Origin of the sequence: Paenarthrobacter sp. Z7-10, assembly GCF_026932795.1 — a bacterium.
Lineage (GTDB): Bacteria > Actinomycetota > Actinomycetes > Actinomycetales > Micrococcaceae > Arthrobacter_M.
The window spans coordinates 1-17,036 of the sequence record NZ_JADPVH010000029.1 but is presented as its reverse complement, the minus strand read 5'-3'; the positions used below and the strand labels follow the sequence as shown (position 1 = coordinate 17,036).

General features: G+C 59.5%; 14 protein-coding genes. 8 read left to right on the top strand and 6 right to left on the bottom strand.

From position 1 onward, the window contains the following. Nucleotides 1–387: 387 nt before the first annotated feature. Both IV498_RS10300 and IV498_RS10295 read left to right on the top strand, forming a co-directional pair. Nucleotides 388–1,167: a ParA family protein gene (locus IV498_RS10300; RefSeq protein ID WP_269046471.1), complete on the top strand. Its 780-nt coding sequence runs from the start codon at nucleotides 388–390 to the stop codon at nucleotides 1,165–1,167. After that, on the top strand, nucleotides 1,164–1,493 hold the full coding sequence (locus IV498_RS10295) for a hypothetical protein (protein WP_269046470.1): 330 nt from the start codon (nucleotides 1,164–1,166) through the stop codon (nucleotides 1,491–1,493). The genes IV498_RS10300 and IV498_RS10295 overlap by 4 nt, the downstream gene beginning before the upstream one ends. 203 nt (nucleotides 1,494–1,696) lie before the next feature. Here IV498_RS10295 and IV498_RS10290 read toward each other — a convergent pair whose 3' ends face one another. Continuing rightward, on the bottom strand, nucleotides 1,697–2,314 hold the full coding sequence (locus IV498_RS10290; protein WP_269046469.1) for a recombinase family protein: 618 nt from the start codon (nucleotides 2,312–2,314) through the stop codon (nucleotides 1,697–1,699). Nucleotides 2,315–2,346: 32 nt separating this feature from the next. Here IV498_RS10290 and IV498_RS10285 point away from each other — a divergent pair, with 32 nt between their 5' ends. Together IV498_RS10285 and IV498_RS10280 are read left to right on the top strand one after the other, a co-directional pair. Continuing rightward, nucleotides 2,347–3,327 carry a DUF6414 family protein gene (locus tag IV498_RS10285; RefSeq protein WP_269046468.1) on the top strand — a complete coding sequence of 327 codons (981 nt, stop codon included), beginning with the start codon at nucleotides 2,347–2,349 and terminating at the stop codon, nucleotides 3,325–3,327. Nucleotides 3,328–3,330: 3 nt separating this feature from the next. Beyond that, complete coding sequence (locus IV498_RS10280) at nucleotides 3,331–4,419, top strand: DUF3644 domain-containing protein (RefSeq protein ID WP_330059432.1); 1,089 nt, start codon at nucleotides 3,331–3,333, stop codon at nucleotides 4,417–4,419. 121 nt (nucleotides 4,420–4,540) lie between these two features. On the opposite strand, the gene IV498_RS10275 is transcribed toward IV498_RS10280, so the two are convergent. The 5 genes from IV498_RS10275 to IV498_RS10255 form a co-directional block, all read right to left on the bottom strand. Then, the gene (locus IV498_RS10275) at nucleotides 4,541–7,903 is read right to left on the bottom strand and encodes a type ISP restriction/modification enzyme (RefSeq protein ID WP_269046466.1); all 3,363 of its coding nucleotides are present in this window, start codon (nucleotides 7,901–7,903) and stop codon (nucleotides 4,541–4,543) included. Nucleotides 7,904–8,015: 112 nt separating this feature from the next. Further along, on the bottom strand, nucleotides 8,016–8,579 hold the full coding sequence (locus tag IV498_RS10270) for a recombinase family protein (RefSeq protein WP_269046465.1): 564 nt from the start codon (nucleotides 8,577–8,579) through the stop codon (nucleotides 8,016–8,018). A 220-nt stretch (nucleotides 8,580–8,799) separates the two neighbouring features. Continuing rightward, nucleotides 8,800–9,378, bottom strand: coding sequence for a dihydrofolate reductase family protein (locus IV498_RS10265; RefSeq protein ID WP_196398741.1), 579 nt, complete (start codon nucleotides 9,376–9,378; stop codon nucleotides 8,800–8,802). Continuing rightward, the gene (locus IV498_RS10260; RefSeq protein WP_269046464.1) at nucleotides 9,375–9,917 is read right to left on the bottom strand and encodes a TetR family transcriptional regulator C-terminal domain-containing protein; all 543 of its coding nucleotides are present in this window, start codon (nucleotides 9,915–9,917) and stop codon (nucleotides 9,375–9,377) included. Before IV498_RS10260 ends, IV498_RS10265 begins: the two co-directional genes overlap by 4 nt. Nucleotides 9,918–10,246: 329 nt before the next feature. Then, on the bottom strand, nucleotides 10,247–13,759 hold the full coding sequence (locus tag IV498_RS10255) for an SIR2 family protein (protein ID WP_269046463.1): 3,513 nt from the start codon (nucleotides 13,757–13,759) through the stop codon (nucleotides 10,247–10,249). A gap of 707 nt (nucleotides 13,760–14,466) precedes the next feature. Here IV498_RS10255 and IV498_RS10250 point away from each other — a divergent pair. From IV498_RS10250 to IV498_RS10235, 4 genes are all read left to right on the top strand, one after another. After that, nucleotides 14,467–14,697 (top strand): helix-turn-helix domain-containing protein, encoded by a 231-nt coding sequence (locus tag IV498_RS10250; RefSeq protein ID WP_269046462.1) that lies wholly within the window; start codon nucleotides 14,467–14,469, stop codon nucleotides 14,695–14,697. A 181-nt stretch (nucleotides 14,698–14,878) separates the two neighbouring features. Further along, nucleotides 14,879–15,499 carry a DNA-binding protein gene (locus tag IV498_RS10245; protein ID WP_269046461.1) on the top strand — a complete coding sequence of 207 codons (621 nt, stop codon included), beginning with the start codon at nucleotides 14,879–14,881 and terminating at the stop codon, nucleotides 15,497–15,499. Nucleotides 15,500–15,543: 44 nt separating this feature from the next. Next, nucleotides 15,544–16,080 (top strand): hypothetical protein, encoded by a 537-nt coding sequence (locus tag IV498_RS10240; protein ID WP_269046460.1) that lies wholly within the window; start codon nucleotides 15,544–15,546, stop codon nucleotides 16,078–16,080. Between the two features lie 179 nt (nucleotides 16,081–16,259). Further along, on the top strand, nucleotides 16,260–16,826 hold the full coding sequence (locus IV498_RS10235) for a recombinase family protein (protein ID WP_269046459.1): 567 nt from the start codon (nucleotides 16,260–16,262) through the stop codon (nucleotides 16,824–16,826). Nucleotides 16,827–17,036: the final 210 nt, after the last annotated feature.

The window sequence follows — 17,036 nt, the reverse complement described above, 5'->3', positions numbered from 1 at the left end:
GCCCCGACTGACACCCAATCGCTGGCCGCTATGCCTCTTGCTTAGGCGGAGTGGGTCCTTGTCAGCGGCCGCAGATCCTTACCAGGTCGATTGTCTTGGCAAGGTTGCCCATTCCACGCCCCGCACTGAGGGCAAGGGGAACTGTTGAGCTGCTTAGGTTTACGTTTACGAGTGTGGATGGTCCTGCTGCCAAGACTTGCGCCCGAGTGTCCCTTAAATGACATGACATGGACTTTACCTAAGGCTGAAATCGTGGACCGAGCATCTCTGGGCCATCGAGTTCAGCAACAATAGGCTCGAATGTTAGCTTTCTCGAAAGATAGCAAGCTTTCTTTCTTGCAAGAAAGAAAGCTTGCTATCTTTCGAGAAAGCTAGTACATTTTCAATATGGAAAAAATTCAGACTCTAATGGTCTACAGCGAGTCAGGCGGTGCCAGCAAAACCACCTCAGCGGTGTCTCTAGCCGCAACAGCTGCCGCCGAGGGAAAGCGGGTCTTATTGATTGATCTGGACCCGAGGGCAGCAGCAACAAAATGGCTCGGCGTCACACCCCAAGAGGACTGGCAGCACGTTGGGGCCATCCTGGGGGACGAGAACCCCGAAGGCTGGGCCAATGACCTTTCCCTTCAAAGCGATTGGATGCCCACCCTGCGGGTCATCCCTTCGGCGCGCAGTGTCTCCAATAGGGAAGCGGATCGGGCTGATCATGCAGAGCTGCGACTACGCACATCCTTGATCGGTGTTGAAGCGGATCTCGTTGTCCTGGACTGCCCCAACAGGCAGGGCGGACCGCTCACCCTGGCAGCGCTCAATGCGGCAGACACCGTGGTCTACGCCGCGACAGCAACCACCGATGGAGTAGACGGAGTTGCTGGTGCTCGGCGCTCCGTTCAACACTTCAAGCGGTCAAGGGAGCTAATTGGTGCCCCGGTCAACCTGGTGGAGGCCGGCATTATTGTCGGGGCTGTTCAAGAAACAATCATGAGTCGAATCGCGGGTGCAAGCATTGATCAGCTGAGGGACACTGGCCTTCTCCTGACACCCTTGGTTCCTCATCGCACGATCGTCCAAGAAATGCGCCTGACCCAGGAGTGGTACGGCGCATACCGCAAGGGAACGCCCGTAGTCGACGCTTACAAGGAACTAGCCAGAAAGATCATCCGATGACAGATGCAATGAAGGACCGACCGGAGCTATTGGTCCGTCGCGGACCTAAGCCGGCACCGGACGAGAAGATCGACCCCGTAGAAATTGCGCCAGCGCCGCGTGAAATGCCCACGGCATCCAGTCCTGCGGAACCAGTATTGGGTGTAAGGACCCAGAGTTCTAAGAAGATCGGCCGCCCGGCAGGCAAGCGCGAAATCACTGTCCCTCTTGGGACGCGACTTTCCATCGAGGTCATGGAAGTTCTGGACGATGCGGTTGTCGAGAATGGTATTAGTATTCGTGCGGCCGTGGAACAAGCCATCTTGTCCCGTTGGGGCAAGAACTAGGCAATCTTGGAAGGATACAAGGCTTTCAAGTGAATTGGTCCCTCATTTGGGCTCGTAACGAACAATGGAACAGAATCCGGCGCTAACGGCCCAACACCCCGAACGTGGCTTAAACCGCCAAGTTGGGGTACACCCCAAGCTGACGTCAGGCGCGGTGCCTACTCACCTGTCTGTGAACTTTGCCGGTATGTGTCGGCGTTCTGTCACCGCTCCGTGTCGCTTATGGTCGAGGCCATTGGTTCGTCGATGAGCGCTCGTGACCTTCGGTAGAACGTCGCGCGGGACATCCCAAGGTCCCGCGCCACCTGGGCGGCGGGTGTACCAGCTTGGATAAGGCTGAGGGCACTGCGGATCTGACTGTCAGTGATGCGCCTCGGCCGACCCCCCAGGTTTTGGCCGGCTGCTTTGCGTTTACTGATCGAGTCGGTGATTCGTTCGCTTTTAATCTCATGCTCCATCTGCGCCAGCGCAGCCATGATCGTGAATAGCATCGACCCCATCGGTGTTGACGTGTCCACGTCACCGCCGCCCAGGTTCAGCACGCGTAGCCCCGCACCGCGATCTCGCAGCTCGTCAGCGAACGCGAGCATGTTCTGAGTAGAGCGACCGAGCCGATCGAGCGTCGTGATCACGAGGGTATCGCCGCCGATCAGCGCATCGAGTGCTCGATTGAACTGGGGTCGTGACGCTTGCGCCCCGGAGACCCCGTTATCCACGTAGAGGTCATCGCGCCTAACGCCGGCAGCCAAGAGGTCTATCTGCTGTCGGTCAGTGGACTGCTGTTTCGTCGAAACCCGCGCGTAGCCGATCAGCTTCGTCAAGATCCCCTCCCGGGTGTCTCATAAGCAATGGTGTGTACACCGATTCAACCAGAAGGTTTCGACACATAGTTACGAGAATCGCCGCAGCTGAACTAACCCGCGCGAATCCAGGAAAACTGGCACGTCAGCTTTGCCTCGTTCATGAGCTCGACGAGACGCCTCGAAACCCTAGGGTTGCAAGACGGCATGTCGGCGGCTCGCGCTATTCTTCTGTTATGTTGCAGAATTTTCTTTATCTCAATGAGACAACTCTGAACGGGTACTTGAGCGCCTTGGAGGATGGTCTCCGTAGCGCTGCAGAGCACCGAGTAACGCAGACCAAGTCACTCTCGGGTAAGGCTGGGGTAGCTGGCTTTGGCGCTCAGGGTGACACGGAATCAGACACGGAGTTCTCGCATTCGTATTCAGATACGAGCGAGGCGCGTTTCGAGCGTTTTATGTCCCTATCGGCCGCCAACCCAGAACGATCTGGGTGGATCGATATAGTCAACAGCGACGATGATTTCCCTGCCGCTTCGCCCGGCACGATTCTTGAGTTTGATTGTGAAATCGTTGTCCCGCCCATGATTCGAGCCCTGACGTCCTCCGGGGGAATCGGACAAGCCATGGACATGCTCAAGTCGATGGAGCCATTCATGAACACCTTGCAGCCTGGAACGACCAAGCTGCCCCCCGACGAACAGATTCAGGCCGTTAGCGCCATGTCCTCGCTAATGGGGGACGACCTGGCCGTAATTGGGGAGAGGGACGATACCGATTGGCGTATAGCGGGCCGGCTTATTGCATCCAGCATTCGAGACAACGAACTCGACGGTGCAGCAAGAGTAGTAGGCAAGGTGTCTGCCGTTCTCCGACCAAGAGAACACAAATCCCTACTCGCCCTCCCAGGCATGAACTTGATGACTCGCGAGCAACGACGAGCCCAAGCAAAATCTGGCCCAAAACCTGGCGATGAACTCAACTGGCTGACGGGGCCTGCGGTCATGCTGGACGTGCTTGCCGTGTACAGGTAAGCGATGCGGCGACAGTCGGGCATGTTCAGAGATACGGCTATTGAGTCTCTGACTCTCTCCATCGAGCTATTTAATCGGCCGTCTAACGTCGCCCGAGAGCATGCCGTGATCATGATGCTTGCACACTCGTTTGAGATGCTCCTGAAGGCAGCGATATTCGAACAGCGCGGTACGGTAAGGGACTCGGGGGAGGAACTTTCGCACAGCCTCAAGAGATGTGTGACTATTGCCGTGAATGATCTAAAAATCGTCACGGAAGACGATCGAACCCTCCTCGCAGCCATTAAGCAGGACCGTGACTGCGCTACGCACGACACAATCAGCATGAGCGAAGAAATGCTCTGGCTGCATATGAGAGGCGGGATCACGATCTTTGATCGGGTGCTCGAGCAAGCATTCGGCCAGTCTCTCGAAGAGCTCCTTCCAAATCGCGTTATCCCAGTGAGCGTGAGTCCGCCAGATGATCTTGGAGCTCTCGTTGAGTCCGAGCTCAAGGCGGTGCTAATGCTGTTGGCGCCGAAGACGCGCAAAACCGCAGAAGCCAGAGCGCGTCTCCGCCCGCTACTAAGCCTCGATGGCGCGTCGACCGGGCGGCTCGATCAACCAACGGAGGCTGAAGTCAATCGCGCGGAGAAGGCCCTAAAAGCCGGGACTGCTTGGGAAGCCGTTCTTCCAGGACTTGCTGCTCTCCGGATTGCACCCGTGGCACCGGGCGCCAACGTGCAAGAGCTTGCGCTTCGAATAACGCGTGAGGCCGACGGTGTCCCGGTGCGAAGGGCCGCACCAGGCGAATCCGCTCTCGTCTACCGCGATTCGAACCCGTTCGACGATTTTGGTCTCGCACTGAATTCTTTCGGGGGCAAGTTGGGGCTGTCGCAGTTTGAGGGCCTTGCGCTGATTCACCATTTGAACCTAAAGAGTGATGACCGCGCTTACTTCATTCGGCGGACATCCAAGGGGTCAGTCAAATTTCAAGGCCTCAGCGCTCGGGCACTTGAGCTGGCGAAAAAAGAAATTGCAAATCCCGATTTCGATCTCGGCACCGTGAGACGTGCGTATTCCCAGCGCAACAAGCAGCCCAAATCGGCGTGAGCACTGTCTCGTAACCGAAATGCCTCGAAACGCATGGGATGTAAGACTCACCGTGTGCGTGATGAGGGCGGGACCCTAGAGGCCCGCCCTCATCATTACCTGGGTTGGAATAGACTTCGGACTATTCGAAGAGGGTTCCGACCGCGCTCTCCTTGACCGCCCGGTCCTTGCTACCTACGGTGTCGGAGGGCCATTTCACACCGGCGGTCTCGAGCTCTTCCATACCAACCGTCTGGGCAGCGACTACCTGATCAAGAAGCTTTGCCTGCGTCTTGTGAAGTGCAGTGAGCTGCGTCAGGACACTCAGAACTTCCAGTAGTTGAGTACTCCACTCAGGGACCCACTTCGTCGGATTGATACGGTCCAACTCCGAAGATACTCTGCCGTTCGGATTCTGTTTGCGGTAGCCGAACCACTGCTTGAGGACGTTCACGCCTCCAACCTCGTAGTCCACCACCTCCCGAGCGACGGGACCGAAACGGCCTTGCCCGACCTTCAGTGTCCCCGTGAATTCCTCATATTCCAGCCTGTCCGGAATGCCCTTCACCGGTTCGAGGTAGCTCGCATGCTGGAATCCGGACTTCTCCCTCACATTTCGCCCACGGCCCTCTTCCTCGTCAACATAGGCGCGGCCGTAAGACTCGAGCCACAAAACCTCTTTACCGAGGCGAACAGCATCATCCCAAAGGCTTGGATCCGCCGTAAACGGTACCCGGATACCCGGAGTGGAGAGATTATCGTCGAAATGCTCCACATATTCAGGGTGCCCCGTAACTCCTGCCACGTAGGCAAGGAGGTCTGAGTGGCTAACCTCCCGGTCAAGATATTTTGAAAGCGCGGTCAGCAAACCGGGAGCCAGATTCGGGCTTCCATCGGGATGGTACAACGGGGAGGTTCGGCCTCCCCGGTTGTTGAAGGCATTCTGGTCGGGCATATCCACACTGAAGACCAATCCTGGCCCCTTCCGCGGATGGATGCTGTGCTGCTCAACGACAAACATCTGGTCCGGCACCTTGCGTGCTGCCCACAGAGGCGGCCGAGGCATGTCGAGGACGCGGTAATCGGCGATGACATATTGCCGATCGAATGACCTGTACATCACAGGAACCGTCTTAACCTCGTCCACGAATTGGACTTCACCCAGAGGGATATGCGTATCCTGCTCGGTATCCTTCAGTTCGCCTTTCTCCCCCATGACAACAGCCGGTAACGGTTTCTTCTTCTTGTCGATTGTGGAGTCCCTTGTCGTTTTTAGGAGCTCTGCCTTTACCTTCCGGTCAGGCTCCATCACCAGCGTCCGAAATCTGGATTCGAGTGTGTCCTGGCAGGGCGAGTAAACCCAGCCACGGTTAGAAGTGACTCCAGTGCTTCCCCACGGCATGATGTCCTCCATCGAGGGATAACTGTCCCAGCCGCCCGAGGATACGGGAGTGAACGGCGCTGTCCAACCGCCGCGAACGGGTTGCCACCGCCCGTCGTTCAAGGTGAGCGACGACAACGCGGCCATTTTCGCTGCATAGTCACCTGTCAAGGTGACGTGTTTGATGACTGCCGGCGTTGTTTTCTCGGTACCGTTAGTCCGGATAAACATGGCAATAGCAACGGGCGTTTCGATGTTGAAGATGGCGTTCGCTTTGGGTGGGCGCTTGCCCTCCGGTGTGAGGTCAATAATCCATCCGTGGGAGCAGGTCTCCCGAAGGTACTTTCGCATGCCCTTGAAGCCGCGTCCGGTCAAATAGCCATTAGCTGAGATGTAGCAGACGATTCCGTCGGCACCATCTGGTGTTTCAGCTGTTGTGGGCGTGGACTCAAACACTTTCCACATTGCCCATCGCCAAAAGTAGATGTAGAGGTTCTTTAGAGCCATGCCTTCATGCTTCCCATTTCCTGGGTACTTGAAGTCATCGAGGGGGACATAATCGCCGCTCTTGCCAGTGTTCTCGCCGCTCTCAATCCAACCGCCCATTCCGGCCGCACGTTCCTCATAGGGAGGGTTGCTTATGACGACCTGGACATTGCGTTCACGCTTCATGGCGTTCGCACGCTGACGTTGAGCTGCTATGAGCTGCTCGGTGTAGGACAGCTGATCGCTGGATGCTGAGTAAGGGGACTCAAGGGTGTCAGCCACGAAGAGGTTCAGTCCCTGAGGCGGCAGGTCTGCCTTCGCCTTCTTAAGCCTGCCGGTGATGCGTAGCTCCGCGACCGAGAAGGGTCCGGATTGGAGCTCAAGACCGAAGAGTCGCGGCGCCAGCGAGGTGAGCGCTTCTGGGATCGCGCCTTTGCCATATTCCGCTTCCGCTTGATCTGCTGCCCGGTTGAGAATTTCCAAGGGGTAGGTCCCCGTTCCCATTGAACCATCTACGACGGCGACCGAAGGGTCGCGGAAGGCCCGGGGTTTGACGAAGAAGCTTTTCAGGGCCTCTTCCGTAATGCGAACCATCTGTTCAACGACCTCGGGGGGTGTGTAATAACTTCCCGTCTTTTCCCGAAGTTCAGGATCATAATTCTCCAGGAAGTCTTCATATAGATGAAGGTAGACATCCTTGCTGCCGTTGGAGAGTTGTTCCCACTCCACCACGGAGATGACTCGCGTCAAAAGTTCAACGGCTGTGTGGACTGGGCCTTTCGAGTACTTCGTCAGCATGTCGAGAGCTTTACCCATCAGGGAGTGTGTTGAGTCGAGGAGCTCGCTCACGTCATGCAGTTTTGCATTCTTTAGATCCAGGCCCTCAGCCCGCGCGAGAAGGAGCGCGAACGTCACGGTCTGGGCGTAGCCATCAGCGAACTCTTCGTCCTTTGCCGCCGGCATCAGGAGCCGACGCCATGACTGGGCAGCACCCAGGAAGGGCTGCAAGTTCTTGTCGGCGCCTCCCTTGATCGCGCGTCGCTCTGCCCGGAGCGCTTCCAGCACCTCTTCCCTAAGGACGCGTGCAAGTGGGGCCACCTGATCGACCAGCTTCTTTACGCTAGTGATCGGCGAAGGCTCCCAAGAAAGGAAGTCCCGACTCATGGCATCGAAGGAAGAACCGGCCGTCAACCCCTTTCCCGCGGTAACGATGGACGCACCGCCGAGATAGACGTCACGCTTCAGCTCCCCCCGGCGCCATAGGCGCCATTGCAGCCCGTTGGTGTGAAGCAAGTTGGGAAGTTCCTTTAGCCGCTGCCACTGCAAGTAGTTGTGCGTAGTCTTTCCATATGTCTCCGGGTCGAGAGAAACCCCGGGCGCTTTGAGTTCGATGTGGCCAGAGAGCGCACCTTTGACGGAGATAGCGAAGTCCGCCCTCAGGGCGCCGTCCATTTCCCGCACCTCATCGTGCGTCACTACTGGCAGTCCGGCGGCGGAGCCAATCGACGTAATCAAGTTGCTGACGGGACCTGAGATGAGGGCCTCACGTTCGCCAGGGCCAGCCAATTTCGCTTTACACTGAACCCCAAACTCCTCGATCAGCTCAGAAAATTCAGAACTATTTGCCGCTGCCCCCATGGGTTACTGCTCCTAAGTCAATGTGGTTTCGTCCTCATTCAGGGTATCCAGCCTGAGCACAGTATGAAGGCCCGGTACTCCTGAACGTGTCGTGAGCCGCCAAGTTTCCGTCCTATTCTGCAGGATTGCGGAGGTATTGGTACACGGTTTCGCGGCTGATGCCATATTGGCGTGCGAGTGCTGATTTCGGTTCTCCCTCAGCGGCACGTCGGACTAACTCTGCCGCCTGTTGGGCGGACAGGGCTTTTTTGCGGCCACGATAGACGCCGCGCTTTTTAGCCAGGGAGATCCCTTCGCGCTGGCGTTCCCCGATCAAGGAACGTTCGAACTCCGCGAACGCTCCCATGACGGACAGCATGAGGTTGGCCAGCGGCGAGTCCTCCCCGGTGAAGACAAGGTTTTCCTTTACAAACTCGACGCGGATGCCCCGGCCGGTGAGTTTCCGGACGACGGAGCGCAAGTCGTCGAGGTTGCGGGCCAGGCGGTCCATGCTGTGCACGAGAACGGTGTCACCGTCGCGGGCAAACCTCAGCAAAGCGTCCAGCTGGGGCCGGTTTGTGTCCTTGCCTGATGCCTTGTCAGTGAATACCCTGGCTAGCTGGATGTTCTCCAGTTGCCGTTGGGTGTTCTGGTCCAGGCTGCTGACCCGGATGTATCCCAGACGTTGACCACTCACAGTACCTCCACGATTGAAACTGTCAGGATGAAATCTAAGACCCTCGGCTGTAAGTGTCAATAAATCTGAAAACGACTTCATTCTGACAGGTGTGTGGAGTTGATCGATAAATGGCGTGGGTCTGTGATCGCTTGGTGTCTCGGTCACAGTCCGGCCAGTCTTGGATCGCATGGGTTAAGAGGCACTGAGGTTATGCGACACACCGTTAGTGCAGGCCGTCCTAGCTGGCGCTGTCGGAGGTGACTCCATAGCGCGTGTTGGTCATACCGGTGTCGGTCGTGGAGGTGCCCAGATGCACTAGGCGTATGGGGTGGGGCAGAGCGTGGAAGAGGTGTAGGCCGGCGCCGAGAATGATCGGAGCGCGACTGATGGTGAGTTCGTCGATCAGAGAGGCCGCCAAGAACGCGGTGATCACTTTTCCACCGTCGAGATAAACCTTGCCAGCCTTCTCCTCGTCGAGCACGGCGACGACTTGCTCGAGGGTGGTGACGACTCGGATCCGATCGTCTGCGTCGGCGTCCAGAGTGGTGCTGATCACGATGGTGTGAAAGTTGCTGTACGGCCACGAGTCGAACGTGATGACCTTTTCGTAGGTTCCTCGTCCCATCACGAGGTGGGTGACGTCAGCGGTGAACTCGTCATAATCCGCTGGCGCGTTGTCGGGGCGGAAGGCGGGTGCGTGTCTGGTTCCGAGTGGTGGGTCGGTCAGCCACCCCAGGTCTCCATCGGGCAAGGCGATGTAGCCATCAACGCTCGTTGCGATAAAGACGTGACTGGACCATTCTCGGGAGGTGCTCATTTCAGGTACTCCAATATGACGGTGAGGGCGCGGCCTGGGTCGACTTCCGAGGGAACGGGATGCACCGCTGCCCGGAGCAGAGCCCCGTGAGCGCTGTCGAGTAGAAAAAGAGCAATTGCTTCGGCCTGTAGGTGAGAGGCGATCTCGCCGCTGTCTTGGCAACGCTGCACCAGATCACTGAGGTAGGCGCTGTGTTTCGTCCACCCTTTGTGAAGCAGATCGCGCAGCTCATCGTCGTGGAAATCCTCGATAAGCATGTCGAGTCGGGCCATTATCAACGCGGTCCCGACCTGGTCGATAGTTTGCGATGCGGCCCAGTTCAACAGCTCGCTATGGGCGTGAGGGGTGGTCGCCCCAATGGGAATGCTCTCGATCCAGCGACGGCTCAGAGCGACCAGTAGACCGTGTCGTGAGCCGAATCGTTTGATCAGAGTGGACGGATGTAGGCCTGCTGCGTCGGCTGCCCTAGCCAGTGTCCATGAGGATCCTGTCTGATCCAGCGAGTCGCCAACGAGGGCAAGAATTTGCTCATCGGTCAAGGTAAGGGGCCGCGCCATGTAATTAGTAAATCACGATTGCGGAATACCCGAAAACCAAGCACCCTCTCGGGCATCCCAGCGCGGGTGTGTTGCTTCCCATGGGTTACGAGGCACTTAGGTTATGAGACAGTCATCATCAATCGGAAGGCACCGATAGGGGTACTTATGCCAGCGCGAAGCTGGCATGTTCTCGATAGATGCGAATACGCCGGTTGCCACGACTCCTCTGGAGGAGCCTGCCAAGCGCCTCAGATGGATGCGGCTCCGTCCTTGCGACATCGTCCTTGATTCAAGACCGCCCCACTTGTGCTGCATGACATCGGGAAGCTTCAGTCTTCGGAACGCAGGTAGCCCTTCGCGCGGGCTGCCGTCACGAGCGGCGCGAGCTCATCTCGAGTGAGTGTTTCGGCCAGACGATCTACTAGGTCGTGAACCTGGTGGGCGAGCATCATGTTGTTCGGTTCACTATTCGTCACCCGCTCCGCCAAGAACGCAACAAGCGTCGATCGGTGAGCGTCGAGCGCCTCGCGGGGAATGTCGATACTTGGGCTGTCCGCGTCCATCCCTGGTGCGCGACCGTGGAACGTAGTAATCCCATCTGGAACGCGCGCTCCGAGCAGGGGGACAACATCAGCCCACGCAGCCAGTTCCGTAGCCTCGGGTTCTCGGGGCACACCGTTCAGGCGATCTTCCAGATGATCTCGCAACCAGGTGTCCCAGGCGGTCTCTCCGTCTTCGGAACCCGAGGTCAGATCTTGGCCGATCTCCTCGGCGAAGCGGGGCGCGTGAGCGCCGCCCTCCGCGGTGACGCTCCTGAAACACAGCTGGCTGCGCTCAGCCGTGGAGATTCCTGCGTACGCGGCGATGGACGCCGCCAGCGAGAGAAATTGCCGACCCAGCGCTTCGTCGTCGAGGTCGGACAGCCGATCCCACATACTTAAGAGCGCGGCGAACATGCCGTTCTTCAGCATCCGGTCGTTGATGCGAGCACCGTAGAGATATGCCTTCCAGACTCCCACCATCGCGGTCGAGTCGGTGAAGAGCGGGATGACGTTGTCTGTGGTGAATGCTTCATCGGCGGCGAAAAGGAAGAAGAGTTGGTTGGCGATTGCAGGAGCGGTCGCTGCCACCAGGTTCGGGAGCGTGAGCAATGTATGGAGCGCGGTGCCTTCGTCGTCGTTCAGGCCGCCCCAACCGTCGCGGTCGCTGCGCCAGTGCCGGTCGATCTCGGTCAGCCAGTACGCCGTGAGCTCGCCCGGCCAGGAGTTCAAAGCGAGCATCGGCCCGTCGTACCCGGTGGGGAACGCGTCCTCGTCGTCTCGGTTCCTCGCGAGCAGATCACGTGCAAGGTTCCGCAGGCGGTCGGCAGACGCCGATGCGCCGGAGTCAACAATTTGGCGGACCTGACCGAGCAGGAACTGCGCCACCGGCCGCGGAGAGCCAGCGAGTACCACGTCTTGGGATAGAGCATCGATAATGCTCACCCTCATCGCCTCGTCCATGACTGCCTCGGCCCAGCCGGAGATAATCGCGTTCCGAATTTGTCCTTGCTTCTCATCGTCGAGTGCGTGCAGCGCTTCCAGAACCTGGAGCCCGGATGCTGGGTCTTCGCGGGCCACGCGCCCGAACAGATCGAGAGCGTCGTCCCAGGTGGGCTCGTTGTAGTTGCGCTCGGAGTAGTCGCGAGCCATCACTGAGCTCAGAGCGACTTCTGCCCCGTCTGCAGCGACCGTCGCGATGAAATCGTCGGGTTCCATGGGAAGCACCCCACCCCACGTTCCGGTGCTGACCGTGAAATCCTGGTCAGGCGCGTCCCGCTCCGCGAAATTGGAGTACTCGGCACGGATCGCGGCGAGCTCGGTTTCAGCTTCAGCCCATTCCGGTGCCGCACGAGTGAGCCAGACCAGGACGTTGAACTTGCTGTAAGCGATGTGCCGTTCCACGTCCTCGACGCCCGCAGGGAACTGCGGTCCGCGACGCACTTCCTCGAGAACTGCCACCCGTTGCGCGGCGCTTGCCGCAGCGACGGTGTCGGCGAGGGCGCGGAAGACCTCGTGCTTTGCGCCGCTCAGGAAGATGGCCTGTCGGTCCGTCAGCCAGGCGATCTTGTCGTCTGCGGAGCGGCTGGTGTCCTCTGCGATGAGATGAAGCGCCAGTCTGCGGAACAGGACGCGCCCGAACGACCACCATCGATCTGGCAGATCGGGCACGTCATGGATCAGACGCTCGCCGACGATGCGGAGCCCGTCAATCATGGAGTCGATGTGATTGATCCGATGCCGTGGCTGTTCCTCGATCCGGCTTCTGCTGAAGCGGAAGCTGGCGTGTTCTGTCGCTCCGTTGTATGCGGCGATGAGGTCGTAGGCGCTGTGGAGCGCCTCTTCAAAGAAGCTGAGGGTTCGAGGGTCGTCAGTGGCCGCAGATTTCGCGTGCTCGGTCACGATCTTGTGCAGATCCCGCGGGCTAACGGTCCATTCGAGGTCGGCGCTCGGCGGATAGTTCCTGTCGTCATCCGGGAGCCAGCCCCGCTCCAGCGCAAGGTAGGGGCGCAGCACGGACCGGACGACAGCACGAGTGTTCGACATTCCCCCGTGCCCGAAGCGAAGCGCGGAATCCGGATCTCCGGGGGCGGTGCGTCCTTCGATGGAGGTCATCAAGAGCACGCGCCATCGTGAGCCGCGGTCGGGATCGATGCGGAAAAGCGCTTCGGTCGCGCGCGCGACGGAGAAGAGGAGATTGTCGGAGAATCGTCGTCCGAGGCGCTGCACCGTGTGGAGGGCGAGATCGCTCGTCTTGGGATTCTCGATGAATGTTGCGTACCACTGTGCGAGGACGCTGCCCGGGGCCGAGGCCGGCCCACCGTGGAAGAGAGCCGTAAAGACGTCCGTGCCTTCGAGCCAACGCAGCCAGCGATGCTCGGTTGCACTCGCGGCAAAGCGACGTGCCCCTTCCTCGGTCTTGATCTGCGAGATGAGGTAGTCCCGCTCGGGTAGAGGGAGGGTAGTGGACTCGCCGTCGATAATCTCCTGAACCCGAGCATCGTGCTCGAGCGCTCCCATCTTGGCGCGTTTGGCCCATGTGGTTAGAGCGTCTTCGAGATTGCCGTGGTCGAGTTCTCCGCGGAGCGTGTACGGGATGGCAGTGATCTCAAGGTGTCCCCACTTCGGATCGTTCCCGTCATTGGTGAAGGCATATCGGCGGGTGTTGGAGGGAAGCCCGAGCGCGAGATACCGCATGATGGTGTCCTCGTGGCTGTACCCAACGAAAACCACCGTGCGTTTGTCGAACATCGGCAACAGGAACCGCGTGGCCCACGCCTCGGTGATGTAGGCGCGTCCGAAGTCACGATCTGTGACAATCAGCTCCTCGGGCGGGCGTTGGACGGACCCATGCAAATACACGAGCCCGGCATAGTCCGAGCCGATAGGCAGTGCAGGGCTGTGCCAGACGTCGGCTGGGCTGACGCCAGCGGCTGTGGCGGCATTCTCTAGATGCAGGTCGAAGTTGGTGGTGACGACCTGGAACTTCCTACTCGTTGCCGCAAGCTGGGCGATGGCAGTGTGGGTCGGACTGAACTTCGGCGGGCCGCTTAGAATCTTGTCGCGCACGTGCCGTCGGGTATCGAAGCCATCGGGAAGCGAACCGAGGAAGAAGTCGAGGCCGCCCTTGTCCGAGAATGGTTCCCCCGCTTGCTCAGCCATGGCCTTGGCGAGGCCCTCGAACGAGGGCTGATGCGATGGTGGCCCCATGGACGCTCCGGCTCCGACGAAGAAGACTAAGTCGCCGTCGGCGTGCGCGTCAACAACCGGCTGCGGGATCTCAACGTCCCCGGTGATCCACACTCAAAGCCTCCTAATTCTGCTCGCCGGCTCATCACTCACCGCGAAGCATCCATCACATCGGACGCTGCTGCACGCGGAGCTCAATCCTAGCCACCGGACTCTAACGCCCCCGAACATCCGCCGGCGCAGAGCAGGACCGTCGGCAATGCGCGTTGTCGGCAGCACTCCTGATGCGACTCGGGGCGGCCTGAAAGAGGAAGCTATCGGGCGAGCATGCCTCAAGCAGGTGCTTAGAGAGGGGCTGCGGCAGGGGTTCGTCGAGTCTTGCAACCCTAGGGATACGAGACGTCTCACCGACCGAGCGACCTTTGCGGCAGTATTGCCCCAATTTTCGCGGAGTCATTTTAGTTCGTCCGCGGCCGGCGATTCTTATAACTATGTCTCGAAACTTTCAGGCTGAATCGGTGTATCCATCGTTAGTTGCGAGAAATATTGGAGCATCCCATAACGAAGCTGATCCCCTACGTCAGGCTTGGACGGTACCGCCAGCTGCCCAAGCGATGTGAGCAGTAGCTGAACCACGACGGCCCTGATGCGACGAGTGAAAACTCATTGCACCAAGGCCCCGTTGCCATGTGTCCACCAAGGGTGTACCCGGGCGAACAGATCGAGGTCCCTGCCTTGGAGTTCATCGATAACCCGGCCCTGAACACTTATACGCCGCAAGGGGAGTTCATGCTCCCACGGTCCTCGCTGCCATCGCGCAGTTGGAGCGCAAGACCATCCGTGAGCGACAGGCCGAGGGCATTGCCATTGCCAAGAGGAACGGTGTCTACGACCGGGTCCCGAAGCTTTCACCGGAACAGATCCAGCTGGCCCGGGAGCGGATTGCCCAGGACGTGCCCAAAGCCAAGGTGGTCCGGGATCTTGGCGTCTCGCGGCAGACGCTATACGCAGCCCTGAACGGCAGCGGAAAGTACGCCGAGGTCAGCTCATGAACGAGGGTGATCGGGATGCGCTCGATCCCGCTGCGCGAGCCGGTTCACGCTGCTGACTCGCCGGCCAGGCTGCCTGGGAATCCGCCGCGCTGAACCCCGGACTCGGTGGACACATCCCCATAGTGGTAACATGGGAAACAGGAAACATCGTTACCATTGTCACTAGCAGAAGGTGAAGGGCATGACTGAGCAGCAGACACCAGAAGAGCGGGCCGCTGAGGCCGCCGAGGCGCTGTCCGCAGGGGGCGCGGCCGTCACAGCCCGCGCGGTGCGGCAGCGGTCCGGAGTGCGGATGATTGTGGCGGCCGAGGCCGCGCGCTCTTGGAATGAGCGCGAAACCCAGGCAGAGGCCGTGCCCGAGCCGCCGGCCGCCGTTGAGGCGCGGTTCGTTGCGCTGTGGCGCGAGGCCGTAGCCGTCGCTCGAGGTGAGTTTGTGGAGGCCCGGACAGGCTGGCAAACCAAGATGGAGCAGGCCCACGCCGAGCGCGACGCCGCCACTGAGGATGTGGAGAGGGCGGAGGGTGAACGTGATGCCTTGGCCGAGCGGTTAGAGGACGCAAGACTTATGCATGCAAACGCGTATGAGGCCCTGACGACCGCGCGCGACGAGGCGCGGGCGGAGACCGCCGCCGCACGGGAACAGGCTGCCGTCGCTGAGGCCAGAAGTGGGGAGGCGGTCTCCGAGCAGCGCTCCCGCGCCGACAAGGCAGAGGCCCGCGCCGAGGCCGTAGCGGGCGAGCGTGACCGCCTCCTAGCCGAACGCGACGAACTACGGGACATGAACCGCAAGCAAAAGGGTTGAGCGAAATCGGGGGAACTGACGGAATGCATCCGGAAGGGAGCGCTGTGGAGTGGTTGGACAAGCCGATTATTACGTTTGGCCTCGGTAATGCTGTGGTGACGCTGGCGGCGGGGACCATTATCTTTTGGTTTTTTCCCGCGCTTGGGTGGGCTGCTGTGGATTTTGGTTTTTCCTCAGTTCGCGGCGACGGCGGCGGCGGGTCTCCCGCAGCAGTTTTCTTTTATTCGGCCTTATTTGGATCTCTCGCCTGGGTAGGCCAGCTCATTCATGAATTCGGTCATGCTCTGGCATTCAGGTTTTACGGCCAAAGGGTGGAGGAGATCCACTTGGGGGCACGGAACTGGACCGTGGGCACTGCTCCGTCGTTGAGGTCAACGATGATCAAGTGTTTGGTTGCCGGCCCTGCGGTGCACATCGTCTACGGAGTCGTCCTGCTTCTAATTGGCACTGTGGCCGGTGGAAACATTCTCTTGCTGGCCGTCGGCAGTGTTGTTATATTCTCCGCCCTTGTGGGATTTTTCCCGTTGGTTCCCGGCAGTGACGGGGCAATGATTCGGGATCTTCGCCGTGATGACCGTTAACGGTCGTTTCTCACGCACTAGGTACCCGCCCTCGACACGCCGGGGGAGTGTGCACCGAAACTATGCGCCGAAACTTCCCATGAGCCGTAACCAGGTCCCACCGATTCCGGCGTACCTCGGCTAGCCTCGACACCACAACAGGCTCACCAGGGACGGGAAGACAATGGCAATGATCGGCTATGGACGCGTCTCCACGAAAGACCAGCCGGTCAGATCCACAACGCGCTGAGTTGGAAGCCGCTGGATGCGAGAAGATCTTCATTGACCACGGAGTCTCCAGCCGCATCCGGGACCGGCCCGAATGGCTCGCCCTCCTCGAGTACGCCCGCTCGGGCGACGTACTGGTAGTTCGCAAGCTCGACCGCCTAGCCGGCACCGGGACAATGATGCTTGGCATAGCCGGCCAGCTCGAAGAACTGGGAGTGGACCTACGCTCCCTGATGGAACCGCAAATCGACACCACCAGCGCCATGGGACGCGCCTTCTTTGGATTCGCGGCCGTCCTCGCGCAGCTGCGCGTAGACAGCATCCGCGAGAACACTATGGCCGGCCTCGCATATGCCCGGTCGCAGGGCAGGATAGGCGGCCGACCCTCAGTTATGACCGACGAACGGACTGCCCAAGCGCTTTGCATGCGCGAGGTTGAGGAGTTGTCCTTTCGGCAAATCGCCAGAGTCTTGGGAGTCGGAGAGTCCAGTGTCCGGCGAGCCCTGGCTGCACTGGACCTAGACGAACCGGTCGCATAGCAGGCACTCACCCCTCTCGAAGTAGTCGGGCGGGATTCGAACCTTCGCATGAGGCCTTGTACTCGCGAGCTCGCACCAGGCTAATGGGCGGCCGCTGCGCGTCCGACTGTTGGGGGTGGTCCCGGCTCCGCAAGCTCCGCCGTGCCCACCCCTGCTTTTGAAAACCGCTGCGCGTTTTTTGGTTGCTGTCCTTCGGATTTTACGTGTCCG